Consider the following 15,930-nt stretch of genomic DNA (forward strand, 5'->3'; position numbering starts at 1 on the left):
TGTGACTGCCCTTTGTTTAAGGTGAGTTTTTGTATGGAATGGATATTTAAAAGTTTTGACGAACTTACAAATGAAGAATTATATGCTGTTTTGAAATTGAGATTTGAAGTCTTTGTAATCGAGCAGAATTGCCTTGAAACAGACCCCGATGATAAAGACCAAAAATGTATGCATTTAATACTTGAAGATGACGGTAAAATTATTGGCTATGCGAGAATTTTACCTCCTAATCTTTCATACGATGAGCCGTCTATAGGCAGAATTGTGCTTGATAAGACATACAGAGGAAAAGGACTTGGCAGAGAGATTGTGCAAAAGTGCATTGACTTTATTCACAATATTATGAAGATACAAAAAATCAGGATTTCAGGTCAGGCGTATTTGCTTGATTTTTATAAAAGCTTTGGATTTGTTGTTACCGAAGGCCCATATCTTGAGGATAAAATACCGCATTATCAAATGCTTTTAAGCTGAAAAATGCCCTTGTCTTGCGACAGGGGCATAATTTATGTGTAAATTAAAGTGTGTGATAGTAAATTACTATGTCTTCGTAATCTCCGCTTTGGAGCAAAAATCCGTTTGGAATTGTACCAAGCTCTACAAAACCGAGTTTTTTGTAGAGATGTCGGGCAGAAAGATTTGACTTTACAACTGCGTTGAATTGTAAAATTTTAAATCCTTTTTCCTTGCCTTGAACAAGGCAGTCCGAAACAAGCTTTTCACCGATATGTAAATTTCTTGCACTGCTTTTTACGGCATAGCTTGCGTTGCAAATGTGACCGCATCTGCCTACATTGTTGGGATGAAGAATGTATAAGCCTAAAATTTCGTGACTTTCGGTATTTTCCGCAACCGCACAATATGTTTGTGAACCGAAAAATTCCGCACCGCTGTTTTCGTCAAGTAAATCAAGCTGCGGAAAAGCTATTCCGTCCTCTACAACTTCGTTCCAGATTTCAACCATGGCAGGGTAATCACTTTTGACTGCTTTGCGAATATTTATTTCCATAAAATCAACCTTTTGTGCGTAATCTACTAATATTTTAGCACTTAGTTTTTCTTTGTCAATATGGATTGATTTATCGGTGTAAAAGTATTATAATAAATATTTAAGACAGTACAATTTGATTTGTAAAAAATACAGATGTTTACGGTATTAAATTAGATGCGAATAAAAATAAAAGAGGTAGTTTGATGGATTACTTAAAGAGAACCTGGGCAGAGGTATCGCTTGATGCAATTAAGCATAATTTTAATGAAATAAAAAACAAAGTCGGCGGCAGAGCAAAGATTTGCTGCGTTATAAAAGCAGACGGTTACGGTCACGGCGCCGTTGAACTGTCTAAACTCTATGAGCAGCTCGGCGCTGACTTTTTTGCCGTTTCAAATATTGACGAGGGTATTGAAATCCGTGAGGCAGGCGCAACACTTCCTATCGTAATTTTAGGATTTACTCCTGCAAATGAGGCTAAACGACTTTCGGAATATAACATTTCTCAAGCGGTCTACAGCCTTGAATACGCAAAAATGCTTTCTAAGGCTTGCTGTGAGCAGAATGTGGTTTGTAAAATTCACATCAAAGTTGATACCGGTATGAGCAGAATAGGTTTTATGTGTCAGGAATTTCCGAGAGATGATTATTCTGTCGAAGAAATTAGAACAGCCTGCACTCTAAAAAATCTTGAGCTTGAGGGTATGTTTACTCATTTCTGTGTATCGGATGAAGCCGATGATGGCAAAGACTTTACAGAAAAGCAGTACAGTTGCTTTACTTATGTAAGAGATAAACTTAAAGAATCGGGAATTAACATTAAGATTTGCCACTGCTCAAACAGCGGTGCTATTGAAGATTACGAGCATACATATTGCGATATGGTAAGAGCGGGTATTATACTTTACGGACTTGCTCCGTCGTATAAAATTCAGAATAATTTAAATCTTATTCCCGCAATGACTTTAAAATCAACGGTTGCATATGTAAAAAATCTTAAAAAGGGTGCTGATATTTCATACGGAAGAACATTTACCGCTCCTAAAGATATGAAGATTGCAACTGTTCCGATTGGATATGCCGACGGTTTTATTCGTCAGAACGCAAAGGACGGATATATGCTTGTCAACGGTAAAAAAGCAAAAATTGTGGGCAGAATATGTATGGACCAGACTATGATTGATGTTACCGATATTGAAGATGTAAAAATCGGTGACGAGGTAGTGATTTTCGGAACAGGCGAAAACGGCGAAATGACAGCCGATGACCTTGCAAAAAATACTGATACTATTAACTATGAAGTAGTTTGCCTTGTAGGCAAGCGTGTACCGAGAATTTATATTAAAAACGGAAAAGTAATGGATGTGATGTATAAGCTATGAGAATGCTTGTTATTGACGGAAACAGTATAGTAAACCGTGCTTTTTACGGTATAAGACCGCTTACTACAAGAGACGGTCAGTTTACAAATGCGATTTACGGATTTCTTACAATGCTCACAAAAATAAAGAATGAAGAAAATCCCGATGCGGTAGCTATTGCTTTTGACCTTAAAGCTCCTACATTCCGCCACAAGGCATATGCAGGCTACAAGGCAACAAGAAAAGGTATGCCGGAAGAGCTTGCCTCACAGATTAAACCGCTAAAAGAGCTTTTACGGCTTTTGGGTTATACTCTTGTGACCTGCGAGGGATATGAGGCCGACGATATTTTGGGAACATTTGCAAAGGCTTGCGAGAAAAACGGCAACGAATGTGTGATTGCGACAGGTGACCGTGACAGCTTACAGCTTGTTTCCGATACAACAACAGTGCATCTCTGCACAAACAAGCAAGACATCAGTTATACACCTGCAAAAATTCTTGAGGATTACGGCGTTACACCAAAACAGCTTATAGAAATTAAGGCTATTCAAGGCGATTCGTCCGATAATATTCCCGGTGTTGCGGGAATCGGCCCTAAGGGTGCAGGCGATTTGATTTCACGCTTTGGCAGTATTGATTACATTTACAGCCATATTGACGAGATAGATGTTAAGGACGGCATCAGAAATAAACTTAAAAATTCCGAGGAAAATGCGAAGTTAAGCCGTATGCTCGGTGAGATTTTCTGCGAAGTCCCTATCAATACAAATGTTGAGGATTACAAAGTAGAATTAAAAGACCCCGAAGAATGTGCGAGGTTTATGGCAAAACTTGAGCTATTCTCGCTTATCGACAAACTCGGATTAAAAGAAATGCCGACAGCGGAGGAAAAGCCTGCAGCTGTGCAGAACTTTGAAGTTGTAGAAAATGCAGATGCTAATGTTCTGTATGAGAATATTAAAAAACAGGGTAAGGTATATTTTAAAACTGATTTTTCTGATATGGAAAATCCTGTTTGCAATATTCTTTTTGACGGTAAAGTTTATATTGTTAAGGATAACGAATTTTTCGACAAACTTCTTGAAAATGAAGAAATTTTGAAATTTACTCACGGCAGCAAGACAGTTTTTGCTTATGCCGATAAGAAGAATATTGAAGTAAAATCGCTTGCGTTTGATATTGAACTTGCGGCATATCTTATTGAGCCGTCATCAAAAGATTACAGTGACGAAAATTTATGCGGCGGTTACGGAATAACGCTTCCGAAAAACGAGAAGTTTTCGGAACTTTCTGCTCTTGCCGTATATGATGTGCTTTGCGAAAAACTTAAGAAAGATATAGATACAAACGAACAGGAAAAGCTGTTGACAGATATTGAAATTCCTCTTGCAAAGGTGCTTGCTAAAATGGAGAACATCGGATTTGCCGTTGACAGGCAGGGTATAGAGGACTACGGCAAGATATTGCACGAACAGATAAAAAATCTTGAAAATGAGATATACACAAGCATCGGTTATGAATTTAACATAAATTCTCCGAAACAGCTTGGCAAGGCGCTTTTTGAAGATTTAGGACTTCCGTGTAAGAAGAAAACAAAAAGCGGCTACAGTACAAACGCAGAGGTGCTTGAAAGTCTGCGCTACGAACATCCTGCGGTTGAAATGGTGCTTTCGTACCGTACGCTTGCAAAACTTTATTCAACCTATTGCGAGGGGTTGTTAAAGGTTATTGCCGAGGACGGCAGAATACACTCAAGTTTTAATCAAACCGAAACCAGAACGGGAAGAATCAGCTCAACAGAGCCTAATTTGCAAAATATCCCTGTCCGTACAGAAATCGGCAGAGAATTGAGAAGGTTTTTTGCCGCAAGAGAGGGTTGGGTGCTTGTTGATGCCGACTATTCTCAAATTGAATTAAGAGTGCTTGCTCATATTTCGGGCGACAAGAATATGATAGAGGCATTTAATACGAATGCCGATATTCACACTATTACAGCGTCACAGGTGTTTAATATGCCTGTTGAAATGGTTAATTCCACAATGCGCAGCCGTGCCAAGGCGGTAAACTTCGGTATAGTTTACGGAATCGGTGCTTACTCACTTGCTAAGGATATTAAAGTAACCAATAAAGAGGCATCTAAATATATTAAAGACTACCTCGCTCATTACAGCGGTGTTGACGAATATATGAAAAATGTCGTTGAAAAAGCAAAGCGTGACGGTTATGTTGAAACAATGTTCGGCAGAAGAAGATATTTGCCTGAACTTAGCTCGGGCAAACATATGATGAGAGCTTTCGGTGAGCGTGTGGCAAGAAATATGCCGATTCAGGGCACTGCCGCAGATATTATCAAAATCGCAATGATTAAAGTTGACGAAAGAATGAAAAAAGAGGGCTTGCAGGCAAGACTTATTTTGCAGGTGCACGATGAGTTGATTGTCGAGGCTCCCGAAAATGAAAAGGAAACAGTGGCAAAGCTGTTGCAGGAGGAAATGGAAAACGCCGTAAAACTTTCTGTTCCTCTTACCGCCGACGCTGCTGTCGGAAGGACTTGGTATGATGCCAAAAAATAAAATTATGTTTGTATGCACAGGCAATACTTGCCGCAGCCCTATGGCAGAGGCTGTTTTTAACCGTTTTGCAGAGGAAAAAGGACTTGCCGTAAGGGCAGAGAGTATGGGTACAACAACTGTTACTGGTATGCCTGTTTCTGAAAATTCGGTTGAAGTCTGCAAAGAAATCGGTATTGATATTTCGGATATGCATTCTACGGCTTATTCCGATAAAAAACTTGACGAATACGATAAATTTTATTGTATGTCGACAAGCCACAAGTTTTTTCTTATGACGCAGTGCGCTGTCCCTGCCGATAAAATCGAGGTTATTAATGTTGCCGACCCGTATATGTGCGGTGTTGAGGTTTACAGACAGTGCCGAGATGAAATTTGCAGTGCCGTTAAGGAAATTTTAAAACAATATGAGAATTGAAGAAATGAAAGAAAGCCACCTTTTACAGGTGGCAGAGATTGAAAATAAATGCTTTTCTCATCCGTGGTCATTAAAAAGTCTTGAGTCTGAACTAAAAAACAACGGCTCGCATTTTTATGTAAGTGTTGAGGACGATAAGGTTCTCGGCTACATAGGAATGAATGTTGTTGTTGACGAAGGATATATTTTTAATGTGGCGGTTGATGAAAACGCACGAAAAAAGGGCATAGGTACGGCTTTGATAAATACTCTTGTTACCTTTGCCAAGAAAAACAGCCTGGCTTTTTTGACTCTTGAGGTAAGACAATACAATGAAAATGCAATAAGACTGTATTCAAACGCAGGCTTTGTTAAGGTGGGGGAGAGAAAGAATTATTATTCTGAACCTGCCGAAAACGCAATACTGATGACAAAGTATTTTTGATAAAACGAAAGGATTATTTTTATGAAGATACTTGCAATAGAGTCCTCTTGTGACGAAACCGCAGCAGCGGTTGTTGAGGACGGAAGAAAAGTTATATCCTCTGTTGTTGCCTCTCAGGTTGAGGAGCATAAACTGTATGGCGGTGTTGTTCCCGAAATTGCATCCCGCAGACACGCCGAGGCAATAGTGCCTGTTGTAAAAAACTCGCTTGAGCAGGCAGAACTTACTTTAAAAGAAATAGATGCAATTGCGGTTACATACGCACCTGGTCTTATAGGGGCTTTGCTTGTAGGAGTTAATTTTGCAAAGGGACTTTCTCTTTCAACAGGACTTCCGCTTGTTCCGACCCATCATTTAAGATCGCACATTGCCTCTAATTATATTTCTAATCCCAATTTAAAACCGCCGTTTCTTTGCCTTGTTGTTTCGGGCGGTCACAGTCATATTGTAATGGTTGAGGATTACACAAAAATGCGCATTATCGGCAAAACAAGAGATGATGCGGCAGGCGAGGCATTTGATAAAGCGGCAAGAACTATGGGTATGCCGTATCCGGGCGGAATTGCACTTGATAAGGTAGCAGAGGACGGCGATCCTTTTGCATTTAAGTTGCCAAGACCTACCGTAAGCGGTTCACAGTATGATTTCAGCTTTTCGGGACTTAAAACAGCTGTAATAAATCTAATTCATAATTCTGCGCAAAAGGGTATAGAACTTAACAAGGCAGATGTTTGCGCATCTTTCAGATATGCGGTTGTTGACTGTTTAAAAACCAATTTTTTGAAAGCAGCAGAAGATTTAAAGGTTGACAAGCTGGTTATTGCGGGTGGTGTGTCTGCAAACCGACTTTTGCGTTCTTCTTTACAGGAAGAATGTGATAAGCACGGACTTGCTTTTTATATGCCCGAAAAATCTCTTTGCGGTGACAATGCGGCAATGGTTGGCTCGCAGGGATATTATGAATTTTTAAGCGGAAATATTGCAAGCACAGACCTTAATGCTTTTGCCACTATGAGTATTGAACTGTAAATAAATATGTATTAATTTGTGGCATTTGTTAATTAATTGTTGACATTTGTTGACTTGTACTTTATAATAAACATTAAGGCAAATTATGTATATTTACAGTGGTTTGCTGATTTTATGCTTACAAATTTATGGAGGAAAAAGATGGACAATTACAACAATAACGGCTACAACAACGATTCTTGGAATAACCCACAGGGCAACGGCCCGGATCCACAGCAGAATAACTACTCAAATCAGGGTTACCAGCAGCCTTACGGTACAGACAATAATCAGGGTTACCAGCAGCCTTACGGTACAGACAATAATCAGGGTTATCAGCAGCAGTCATATGGTGCAAATGATTATCAGCAGCCATACGGTTCACAGCCTGATTACAGTAACTACAATCAGAATAACTATCAGCAGCAGTATCCTAACTACAATCAGTATCCTGTAGAGGATAAAAGCGCAAAGAATAATGCTACTGCATCACTTGTACTCGGTATTATAGGCCTTTGCTGTTGTGCTCCTTGCGGTATAGTTGGTCTTATTCTTGGTATTAATTCTAAAAAGGCAAATCCTGAAAATAACGGACTTGCAACTGCAGGTATCATTCTTTCTATTATTGCTTTAGTAATATGGGCAATACTTCTTATTACTCAAATTGTTTCAGGCACATTTATCAGTTCAATTTCCTAATTTACTATTAATTTTATTACATAGCAAGCAACAAGCGGACTATATGTCTGCTTGTTTTGCTTTGAGGTGATTTTTATTATTAAGCCGTACAATACATATCAAAAAATTTTGGTTTTAATTTTACCGTTTGCCTCACTTTTTTTGTGTTATCTGATTTGTGCTTTTGTGTTTAAGTACATTTCATTGCCACCGTGTTATATACATCAGTTTACAGGTTTGTATTGCCCCGGCTGTGGAACGACAAGAGCGGTATATGCGCTTGTTCACGGAGATATTCTGCTTTCGCTAAGGCAAAATGCTTTTTTAGCGGTTGGAATAGTTATTGTGCTTATTCTGTATATTCAGTTCGTACTCCGTGCTTTTGGTAAAAAAATCAATACATTTATTAATATGCAAGGTTTTATATGGATAATGTTTGCTTTATTGATTGTTTATACAATTTTAAGAAATATTTTTCCCGCACTTGCTCCTGTGGAGATTACATATTAAGCAGGTTTGTAAAATTATAATATTTTCAATAAATTATTGACATTAAAATAACTGTATTTTATAATTATATTGAGTAGGTTATATTAATTTGCTTTTGTGGCTTATTAAAATTTGGAGGAAAACTATGGACAATTACAACAACGATTCTTGGAACAATAACCAAAATCCACAGCAAAATCAGAATACATATTCTGCACAGGACTATCAGCAGCCATACGGTTCGCAAAACTATTCCGCACAGGATTACCAGCGACCATATGGGACTGACAACAATCAAAATTATCAGAATTCTTACGGCACAGGTTACAATCAGACTCCGTCTTATCAGCAGCCTAACTATAACAATATGAGCAATGACGAAGAGCATGTTTCTGTTCTTCACTGGATTGGAATTTTCTGCCTTAATATCATTCCGTGCGTAGGCCCTATTGTTTATCTGATTATGATGTTTGTTTGGGCTTTTGGCAGCACACCTAAAAAGTCACTTAAGAATTTTGCAAGAGCACAGCTTATCTTGTCTGCGATTGCATTAGGTATTATGATTATTATGATTATTATTTCAGTAGCAACAGGTGCTGCTGTATTCAGCGGTTCAAGCAGCTATAATTATTATTAATTTTTACAGCAAGTTTATATACGAGGTGGTATAAATAATTACTCCATATAAAACATATCAAAAAATATTGGTATTTATATTACCGTTTGCATCTGTTGGTATGGCGTATTTGTTTTCGTTGTATGTTTTCAGATACATAACATTACCGTCTTGTTATTTATACGAGCTTACAGGAATTTACTGTCCCGGATGCGGCTGTACAAGAGCGGTTTATGCGCTAATTCACGGAGATGTTATATTGTCATTAAAGCAAAATCCGTTGGTTATAGTTTCTCTTGCTGCATTATTTGTACTTTATATTGAACTCGTTTTCAGAGCTTTCGGAAAAAAACTGCGCACATTTGTACACAGCAAATACTTTTTATGGGGTGCGTTTATAGCGATAATGATATATACGGTATTGAGAAATATCTTTCCGCAGCTTGCTCCGATAGAGCTTGTGTAAAATTAAAACTTTATAATTCGGTAGAAAGGCAATGTAAAAGTTGCCTTTTTATTTTTTGAAAAATTTTTCGGAAAAGTGTTGACAAATACTCGACAATAGTATATCATATAAATACAGTAATCATTACTGATTTATATGATAATTATAGAAAATATGAATTAGAAAGGGTTGAACTTTATGGCAAATAAATATGCCGGTACACAGACAGAGAAAAATTTACTTGAGGCTTTTTCAGGTGAATCACAGGCAAGAAATAAATATACTTACTTTGCGTCAAAGGCTAAGAAAGACGGATTTGAGCAGATAGCTTCATTATTTCTGAAAACAGCAGATAATGAAAAAGAACATGCAAAGATGTGGTTTAAAGAATTGAACGGTATTGGCAGTACAGCAGAAAATCTTGCCGCAGCTGCAGAGGGCGAAAATTACGAGTGGACTGATATGTACGAAGGTTTTGCAAAGACAGCGGAGGAAGAGGGATTTCCTGAACTCGCAAAGAAATTCCGTATGGTCGGTGCTATTGAAAAAGCACACGAAGAGCGTTACCGTGCATTACTCCATAATGTTGAAATGCAGGAAGTGTTTGCAAAGAGTGAAGTTAAGGTATGGGAATGTCGTAACTGCGGTCATATTGTAGTAGGAGAGAAAGCTCCGCAGGTTTGCCCTGTGTGCGCTCACCCACAGTCATACTTTGAAATTCACGAAGAAAATTATTGATTATTGACAGAGTTTACTGTATAATAATTTAAATTCAAAAGATTTTAAATATAGTTTAGCAAACTGTTTTGCCAAGTAACTATAAAAGTATTTTGTTAAACCGTAATTAATAAAGAAAATAGAACAATATAAAAACAGCAGTCTATATCGTAAAGTAATAATGACTGCTGTTTATTTTATCAGTTATTTGTTTTATCGGCTAAAATTCCCGATAGCTTTTTTAATGCCATAAAACTCTCTTCGCTTATATCGTGCTCGATTTTACATGAATCTTCATAAGCTGTTTCTTCGCTTACACCGAGAGAAATTAAAAGTTCGGCTATATAATTATGCTTTTCAAGAATTTTCTGCGCAATATTCATTCCGCTTTCGGTAAGGGTGATATAACCCTCGCTGTCCATAAGAATGTAATCGTTTTCTCTTAGCTTTTTCATGGCAACGCTTACGCTTGGCTTTGAAAAACCGAGAAGATTTACTATGTCGATAGAACGAACGCATCCTCTTTTTTGTTTAATTAAAAGTATAGCCTCGAGGTAATCTTCGGCTGACTTGTGGACTGATAATGACAATAAAAACACTCCTTGAACAATGATAATATTAATGTTCAATCCCTTAATACATAAAATTAATAAAATATTACAAAAAGATTATATAACTATTTTATTTATTGTATCATATTTTTATTAAAAAGTAAAGTTATTAAATTTTATTATTAAATATTTTTAAGTATAAAAATTCACTTGATATTTTTGGTGATTTAGCGTAAAATGTAAGGCAAAGGCCAGTATATAAATTTATTTGTAATATAAAATGAAAGGACGATTTTTATGTCACAAAATCCTGTAGTTACTATTGAGATGGAGAACGGCTCTGTTATTAAAGCCGAGCTTTATCCCGAAATTGCGCCAAATACAGTTAATAATTTTCTTAGCCTTGTAAATAATGGCTATTATGACGGACTTACTTTTCACAGAGTTATTTACGGTTTTATGATTCAGGGCGGTTGTCCTGATGGAACAGGTATGGGTGGCCCCGGTTACTCAATTAAAGGCGAATTTGCTGTTAACGGCTTTGAAAATAACCTCAAGCACACAGAGGGCGTACTTTCTATGGCTCGTTCAATGATGCCTGACTCTGCAGGTTCACAGTTCTTTATTATGCATAAAAATGCTCCTCATCTTGACGGACAGTATGCAGCATTCGGTAAAGTAATTGAGGGTATGGATGTTGTAAACCGGATTGCCGAGTGCGATACTGACTTTGCAGATAAACCTCTTGACGCACAGGTTATGAAAAAGGTGACAGCCGAAACATTCGGTGTTGAGTATCCTGAACCTGAAAAGTGCTGACGAATATACATTATACATAGAAAGGAAATCACTATGAATGTTTTGCTGACCGGTGGCGCAGGCTACATTGGTACACATACTTGTATTGAACTTATAAATGCAGGCCATACTGTAGTAGTTGCGGATAATTTTTCAAACAGTTCTCCAAAAGCTATTGAGAGGGTAGAGGAGATTACAGGCAAAAAAATTCCGCTTTACAACATTGATGTTTGCGATGTTGAGGCTTTGGACAAACTTTTTGCCGAAAATAAAATTGATGCAGTAATTCACTTTGCAGGTCTTAAGGCAGTAGGCGAGAGCTGCGAAATTCCTGTAGCTTACTACAGAAACAATCTTGATTCAACGCTTGCTTTGCTTGAGGTTATGAAGAAATATTCAGTAGCAAACTTTGTATTCAGCTCATCCGCTACTGTATATGGTATTCCAAAGAGTGTTCCGCTTGTTGAAACAATGCCTACAGGCTGTACAAACCCTTACGGTTGGACAAAGCTTATGAATGAGCAGATTCTTACAGACGCAGCAAAGGCTGACAGCAACCTTTCCGTAGTTCTTTTAAGATATTTCAATCCGATCGGTGCTCACGAAAGCGGTAGAATCGGCGAAAATCCTAACGGTATTCCAAACAACCTTATGCCTTATATTACACAGGTTGCTGCAGGCAGACTTAAAAGACTCGGTGTGTTTGGTAATGACTATCCTACACATGACGGCACAGGTGTAAGAGATTATATCCATGTTGTGGATCTTGCAAAAGGTCATGTAAAAGCTATTGATTATGCCGAACAGCACAAGGGCACAGAGATATTTAACCTTGGCACAGGTACAGGCTACAGCGTGCTTGATATTGTTAAGGCATTCAGCAAGGTTAATAATATTGAAATTCCTTATGATATAAAGCCGAGAAGAGCGGGCGATATAGCAGAATGTTACGCCGATCCGACAAAAGCATATGAAATTCTCGGTTGGAAAGCCGAAAAAAATCTTGAAGATATGTGCCGTGACTCTTGGAACTGGCAATTTCATAATATTAATGGTTACGAATGACCGAAAAAACAATCTTGTTTTTGTGCAATTAACCAAAATAACACAAATTTATAAAAATAACTCTCCAAAGTGTCAAAATCATTTGACTTTTGGGGAGTTTATATTATATAATAGTATAGCTTATAGAAGCATTATTATTAAAGGAGGAAAAAGAAAATGTTCAAAAAAGCATTAAGCCTTGTTGTCTCTCTGATGCTTATGGTAACTTCATTGTCATTTGCAGCAATTTCAGTTTCTGCTGCAGATACAACATATGTAGTTGCCGGCGCAGAAGAACTTTGCGGCGTTTTATGGAAGGGCAGCCCAGAAGAAGCTCCTGCAAATGTTATGACAGACAATGGCGACGGTACTTACACAAAAGTATTTACCAATGTTCAGCCGGCATCAGGTCTTACACTTAAGGTTGTAGAAAATGGTGCTGACGGTTCACAGAACTGGATTGGCGACGCAACAGGCAATAACATTACATTTAATGTAACTGTTGCAAGTGATGTAACAGTAAAATTTGATTCTTCTACTAAAGAAATCACTGTTACAGGCGACGGCGTTCAGTTTGTAACAAATCTCGATATCAAGAGCATCAATGCTGTTGGTAACGGCGATCCTGAAGATGCAGCTTGGTTAAACGGTGTAGCTTGGGATCCTGCAGCTAACCCTATGACAGAAGTTTCAGAAAAAGTTTATGAGATTACATTCAAGAATGTATCTAAGTTCGACAACTATCAGGTTAAGTTTGCCGCTAACGGCGGATGGACTGACAGTTGGGGCAGTGCAGCGGAAAACTTCACACCTGAATCAGGCGTAGAGTTTGACGCAGCATATAACGGAGAGAACCTTACCGTTAATGTTCCTTATGAATTTGCTGATGTAACACTCAAGCTCGACCTTACAAACTTCGACTATGCTACAAAGGCCGGTGCTAAGGCAACCGTTACAGTAACTGAAGTGTCAACTCCTGCTGAAACAACAGAAATTGCTACAACAGAAGCAACAACTGCTCCTGCTACACAGGCAACAGCTGCTCCGGAGAAAGCACCTCTTACAGTAAATGCAACATCTAATGTATTCTCAACAGCAAAAGCAGAATACAACAGCGAAACAAAGCAGGTAACAGTATGCTACTATCTTGGTACAAATTGTGACCTTGTAAACCTCGAATGGTACTTCACATATGACAGTAACATATTTGAGGTAAACAACAAGAACAACCTTGATTCAACAGGTAAGAAACTTGGTATTATGCCACAGATTACAAGCAGTTCTGTAATCAACACAAGTATCCCCGGCAAGGTAAACGCCAACTCTTCTGACCTTGGCCTTTACACAATTGATGCAAAGGTTCCGTTTATTAAGATTGTTTTAGATGTAAAGGGTAATCCTGAAAATGTTGAAACAAATGTAAACCTTAATGTAAGAGTTCTTACAAAGGGCGAAATGGACTTTAATACAATGAGAGTTGATCCTGATACAATGGTATCATTCGTACTGGAGTATAAAATAGTAGATCCTTCATATATTGTTTCTGCTGAAACAAAACTCACAGAGTCAACATTTGTTCCATCGACAGAGTCAACAGAAGCTCCTGAAACAACAGTTCCTGAAACAACAGTTCCAGAAACAACAGTTCCTGAAACTACAGTTCCGGAAACAACAGTTCCTGAAACTACAGAAGAAGTTCCTGCTGGTGCTCTTACTGTAAATGCTACTTCTAACTTATTCCCTGCATCATCTAATGTTGTTGCAGGTGACGAAGAGTATGTAACAGTAACTTATTACTTTGAGTCAGAGAAGAATGTTCTTAACGCAGACTTCAACCTTACTTATGACCCAACAATGCTCGCTCTTGACAGTGTTATGACTCCTTACACAAACGGTGTAGTAGTAAACTCTGCAACAGCAGGCAAGGTTTATGGTAATATGTCAAGCCTTGAGCTTTACAATTTCAACCAGAAGACACCATTTGTTTCAGTTGTATTCAAGAAACTTGGTCTTGGCGAAACAGATGTAAACCTCACAGTTGATAACCTTACACTCTCACTTGCAAACGCTGAGGGCGTAACAGACGAGGCTCAGGAAGAGGGTCTTGTAAGAGATGGCGTTCTTGCTGAAACATCAACAAAATATTCAGTTGAAACTGAAATTCAGGCAGGTAAAGTTACACCTGTTGTTCCAACAACAGCTGAACCAACAACAGCTCCTGCTCCTGCAGGTTCAACATATGTTGTAGCAGGTTCAGAAGAACTTTGCGGTGTTTTATGGAAGGGTAGCCCGGAAGAAGCTCCTGAAAATGTTATGACAGATAACGGCGACGGTACATACACTAAGGTATTTACCGATGTTCAGATTGCTGATTCACTTCAGATTAAGGTTGTAGAAAATACAGCTGATGGCGGTCAGAATTGGATCGGTGATAACGGCGGAGACAACAATATAACCTTTAATGTTGTTGCCGCTTGTGATGTAACAGTTACATATGACAGCAATACACGCAAAATTACTGTTTCAGGTGACGGTGTTCAGATCGTTTCTGATATTGAAATCAAAAGCATGCATGCTGTTGGTAACGGTGACCCTGATGATGAATCATGGTTAAACGGCGTAGCTTGGGATCCAACAGCTAATGAGATGGAGCAGGTTGCAGATAAGGTTTATGAGATTACATATCACAATGTAACTGCGTTTGACAACTACCAGGTTAAGTTCGCAGCTAACGGCAAATGGGCTGACAGCTGGGGCGGTGCAGAAGAGAAATTCACACCTGAATCCGGCGTTGCATTTGACGCTGTATACAATGGTGAGAACCTCACTGTAAATGTACCATATGAGCTTGCTGATGTAACACTCAGAATTGACCTTTCAAACTTCAACTATGCTACAAAGCTCGGCGCAGTTGCTACAGTAACTGTAACAGATGCTTCTCAAGTACCATCAACAGTTCCGACATCAACAGTTCCGACAACAACAGATCCGGCAACAACAGTTCCGACAACAACAGTTCCGGCAACAACAATTGCACAGAATACAACAACACCTAATACAACTCTTGCTCCTGCAACAGAAGATGCAACATCTTCAACAGGCGCAACAGTTAAGCCGGGTACAGCCGATACAGCTAACAACGGTAACAATGGCAACAGTACAGCCAATAACAACAATGGTACAGTTAAGACAGGTAATGCTTCTATGGCAGCAGTTATCCTCCTTGTACTTTTATCAGCTACCGGTGTAGTTTACTTTACCCGCAAGAAGGTTAAATAATCTTTTATAAGCATTAATAAAACATAGTTTTTTTCACCCTCTGAGAAATCAGAGGGTGTTTTTTGTTTATAATTCAGAAGTCTAAATTATGGTTTAGCAAATTGATTTGCCAATTAATTATAAAAGTTTGGTCGACCTTTTCAAAGGTCGTGGGTGTGGGTAAAGCCCACAAATACTTTCCGTTTATGCAATTTAACGATAGCCAAACAGCTTGCTGTTTGGCGGCTTGAACAAACAGGCGAAAGCCTTTGCGAGAGCAACAAAAGAAAATACACTTCATTTTTCATAGTCAACGCAATGCGTTGACTATGTTTTTAGCGTTTCTGTTTATAATGGCTGTCGCCTGTTTTAACAAACTAAGTCTTAACACGCAAACAGCGTGGCTGTTTGCGCCTGATAAATTGTTATATCAAAAGATTTTATGGGCGCTGCCCAAACCCGCAATTTTTGAAAAAATTGAGTAAACTTTTTTGCTTTTAGGAGGATAATTTAGCGTTAACTAAATTTCAATGCCCAACCGACACTTTGCTAAACCACA

16 protein-coding genes are annotated in these 15,930 nt (G+C 38.4%); 14 read left to right on the forward strand and 2 right to left on the reverse strand.

Annotated elements, in window-relative coordinates:
• The first annotated feature begins 33 nt into the window (after nucleotides 1-33).
• Nucleotides 34-474 (forward strand): GNAT family N-acetyltransferase, encoded by a 441-nt coding sequence (locus tag H8R91_RS09850; protein WP_186935893.1) that lies wholly within the window; start codon nucleotides 34-36, stop codon nucleotides 472-474.
• 43 nt (nucleotides 475-517) lie between these two features.
• On the opposite strand, the gene H8R91_RS09855 is transcribed toward H8R91_RS09850, so the two are convergent.
• The gene (locus tag H8R91_RS09855; protein ID WP_186935895.1) at nucleotides 518-1,009 is read right to left on the reverse strand and encodes a GNAT family N-acetyltransferase; all 492 of its coding nucleotides are present in this window, start codon (nucleotides 1,007-1,009) and stop codon (nucleotides 518-520) included.
• 185 nt (nucleotides 1,010-1,194) lie between these two features.
• On the opposite strand from H8R91_RS09855, the gene alr reads away from it, so the two are divergent.
• The 10 genes from alr (at nucleotide 1,195) to rbr (ending at nucleotide 9,741) form a co-directional block, all read left to right on the forward strand.
• The gene (alr, locus tag H8R91_RS09860; RefSeq protein ID WP_186935897.1) at nucleotides 1,195-2,373 is read left to right on the forward strand and encodes an alanine racemase; all 1,179 of its coding nucleotides are present in this window, start codon (nucleotides 1,195-1,197) and stop codon (nucleotides 2,371-2,373) included.
• The gene (polA, locus tag H8R91_RS09865) at nucleotides 2,370-4,928 is read left to right on the forward strand and encodes a DNA polymerase I (RefSeq protein WP_186935899.1); all 2,559 of its coding nucleotides are present in this window, start codon (nucleotides 2,370-2,372) and stop codon (nucleotides 4,926-4,928) included. The genes alr and polA overlap by 4 nt, the downstream gene beginning before the upstream one ends.
• Nucleotides 4,912-5,343, forward strand: a complete 432-nt coding sequence (locus H8R91_RS09870; RefSeq protein ID WP_022234416.1) for an arsenate reductase/protein-tyrosine-phosphatase family protein — start codon at nucleotides 4,912-4,914, stop codon at nucleotides 5,341-5,343. Before polA ends, H8R91_RS09870 begins: the two co-directional genes overlap by 17 nt.
• A complete protein-coding gene (gene rimI, locus H8R91_RS09875) occupies nucleotides 5,333-5,767 on the forward strand; it encodes a ribosomal protein S18-alanine N-acetyltransferase (RefSeq protein WP_186935901.1) in 435 nt (144 codons plus the stop codon). The genes H8R91_RS09870 and rimI overlap by 11 nt, the downstream gene beginning before the upstream one ends.
• 21 nt (nucleotides 5,768-5,788) lie before the next feature.
• Nucleotides 5,789-6,796, forward strand: a complete 1,008-nt coding sequence (gene tsaD / locus H8R91_RS09880; RefSeq protein ID WP_186935903.1) for a tRNA (adenosine(37)-N6)-threonylcarbamoyltransferase complex transferase subunit TsaD — start codon at nucleotides 5,789-5,791, stop codon at nucleotides 6,794-6,796.
• 141 nt (nucleotides 6,797-6,937) lie between these two features.
• Nucleotides 6,938-7,474, forward strand: coding sequence for a DUF4190 domain-containing protein (locus tag H8R91_RS09885; protein ID WP_186935905.1), 537 nt, complete (start codon nucleotides 6,938-6,940; stop codon nucleotides 7,472-7,474).
• 165 nt (nucleotides 7,475-7,639) lie between these two features.
• Nucleotides 7,640-7,963: a DUF2752 domain-containing protein gene (locus H8R91_RS09890; protein WP_186935907.1), complete on the forward strand. Its 324-nt coding sequence runs from the start codon at nucleotides 7,640-7,642 to the stop codon at nucleotides 7,961-7,963.
• A 124-nt stretch (nucleotides 7,964-8,087) separates the two neighbouring features.
• Complete coding sequence (locus tag H8R91_RS09895; protein ID WP_186935909.1) at nucleotides 8,088-8,579, forward strand: hypothetical protein; 492 nt, start codon at nucleotides 8,088-8,090, stop codon at nucleotides 8,577-8,579.
• Between the two features lie 100 nt (nucleotides 8,580-8,679).
• Nucleotides 8,680-9,024 (forward strand): DUF2752 domain-containing protein, encoded by a 345-nt coding sequence (locus H8R91_RS09900; protein ID WP_186935911.1) that lies wholly within the window; start codon nucleotides 8,680-8,682, stop codon nucleotides 9,022-9,024.
• A 177-nt stretch (nucleotides 9,025-9,201) separates the two neighbouring features.
• Complete coding sequence (rbr, locus tag H8R91_RS09905) at nucleotides 9,202-9,741, forward strand: rubrerythrin (protein WP_022234411.1); 540 nt, start codon at nucleotides 9,202-9,204, stop codon at nucleotides 9,739-9,741.
• Between the two features lie 179 nt (nucleotides 9,742-9,920).
• On the opposite strand, the gene H8R91_RS09910 is transcribed toward rbr, so the two are convergent.
• Nucleotides 9,921-10,310, reverse strand: a complete 390-nt coding sequence (locus H8R91_RS09910) for a metal-dependent transcriptional regulator (protein WP_022234129.1) — start codon at nucleotides 10,308-10,310, stop codon at nucleotides 9,921-9,923.
• A 258-nt stretch (nucleotides 10,311-10,568) separates the two neighbouring features.
• Between H8R91_RS09910 and H8R91_RS09915 the strand changes: the two genes are divergently transcribed.
• From H8R91_RS09915 to H8R91_RS12510, 3 genes are all read left to right on the forward strand, one after another.
• Complete coding sequence (locus tag H8R91_RS09915) at nucleotides 10,569-11,090, forward strand: peptidylprolyl isomerase (protein WP_022234130.1); 522 nt, start codon at nucleotides 10,569-10,571, stop codon at nucleotides 11,088-11,090.
• Between the two features lie 33 nt (nucleotides 11,091-11,123).
• Entirely contained in the window at nucleotides 11,124-12,134 is a 1,011-nt protein-coding gene (gene galE / locus H8R91_RS09920) for a UDP-glucose 4-epimerase GalE (RefSeq protein ID WP_186935913.1), read from the forward strand.
• Nucleotides 12,135-12,290: 156 nt separating this feature from the next.
• Complete coding sequence (locus H8R91_RS12510; protein WP_243237817.1) at nucleotides 12,291-15,392, forward strand: hypothetical protein; 3,102 nt, start codon at nucleotides 12,291-12,293, stop codon at nucleotides 15,390-15,392.
• Nucleotides 15,393-15,930 lie beyond the last annotated feature (538 nt).

The sequence above is a fragment of the Ruminococcus intestinalis genome (assembly GCF_014288065.1).
Classification (GTDB): Bacteria; Bacillota; Clostridia; order Oscillospirales; family Acutalibacteraceae; genus Ruminococcoides; species Ruminococcoides intestinale_A.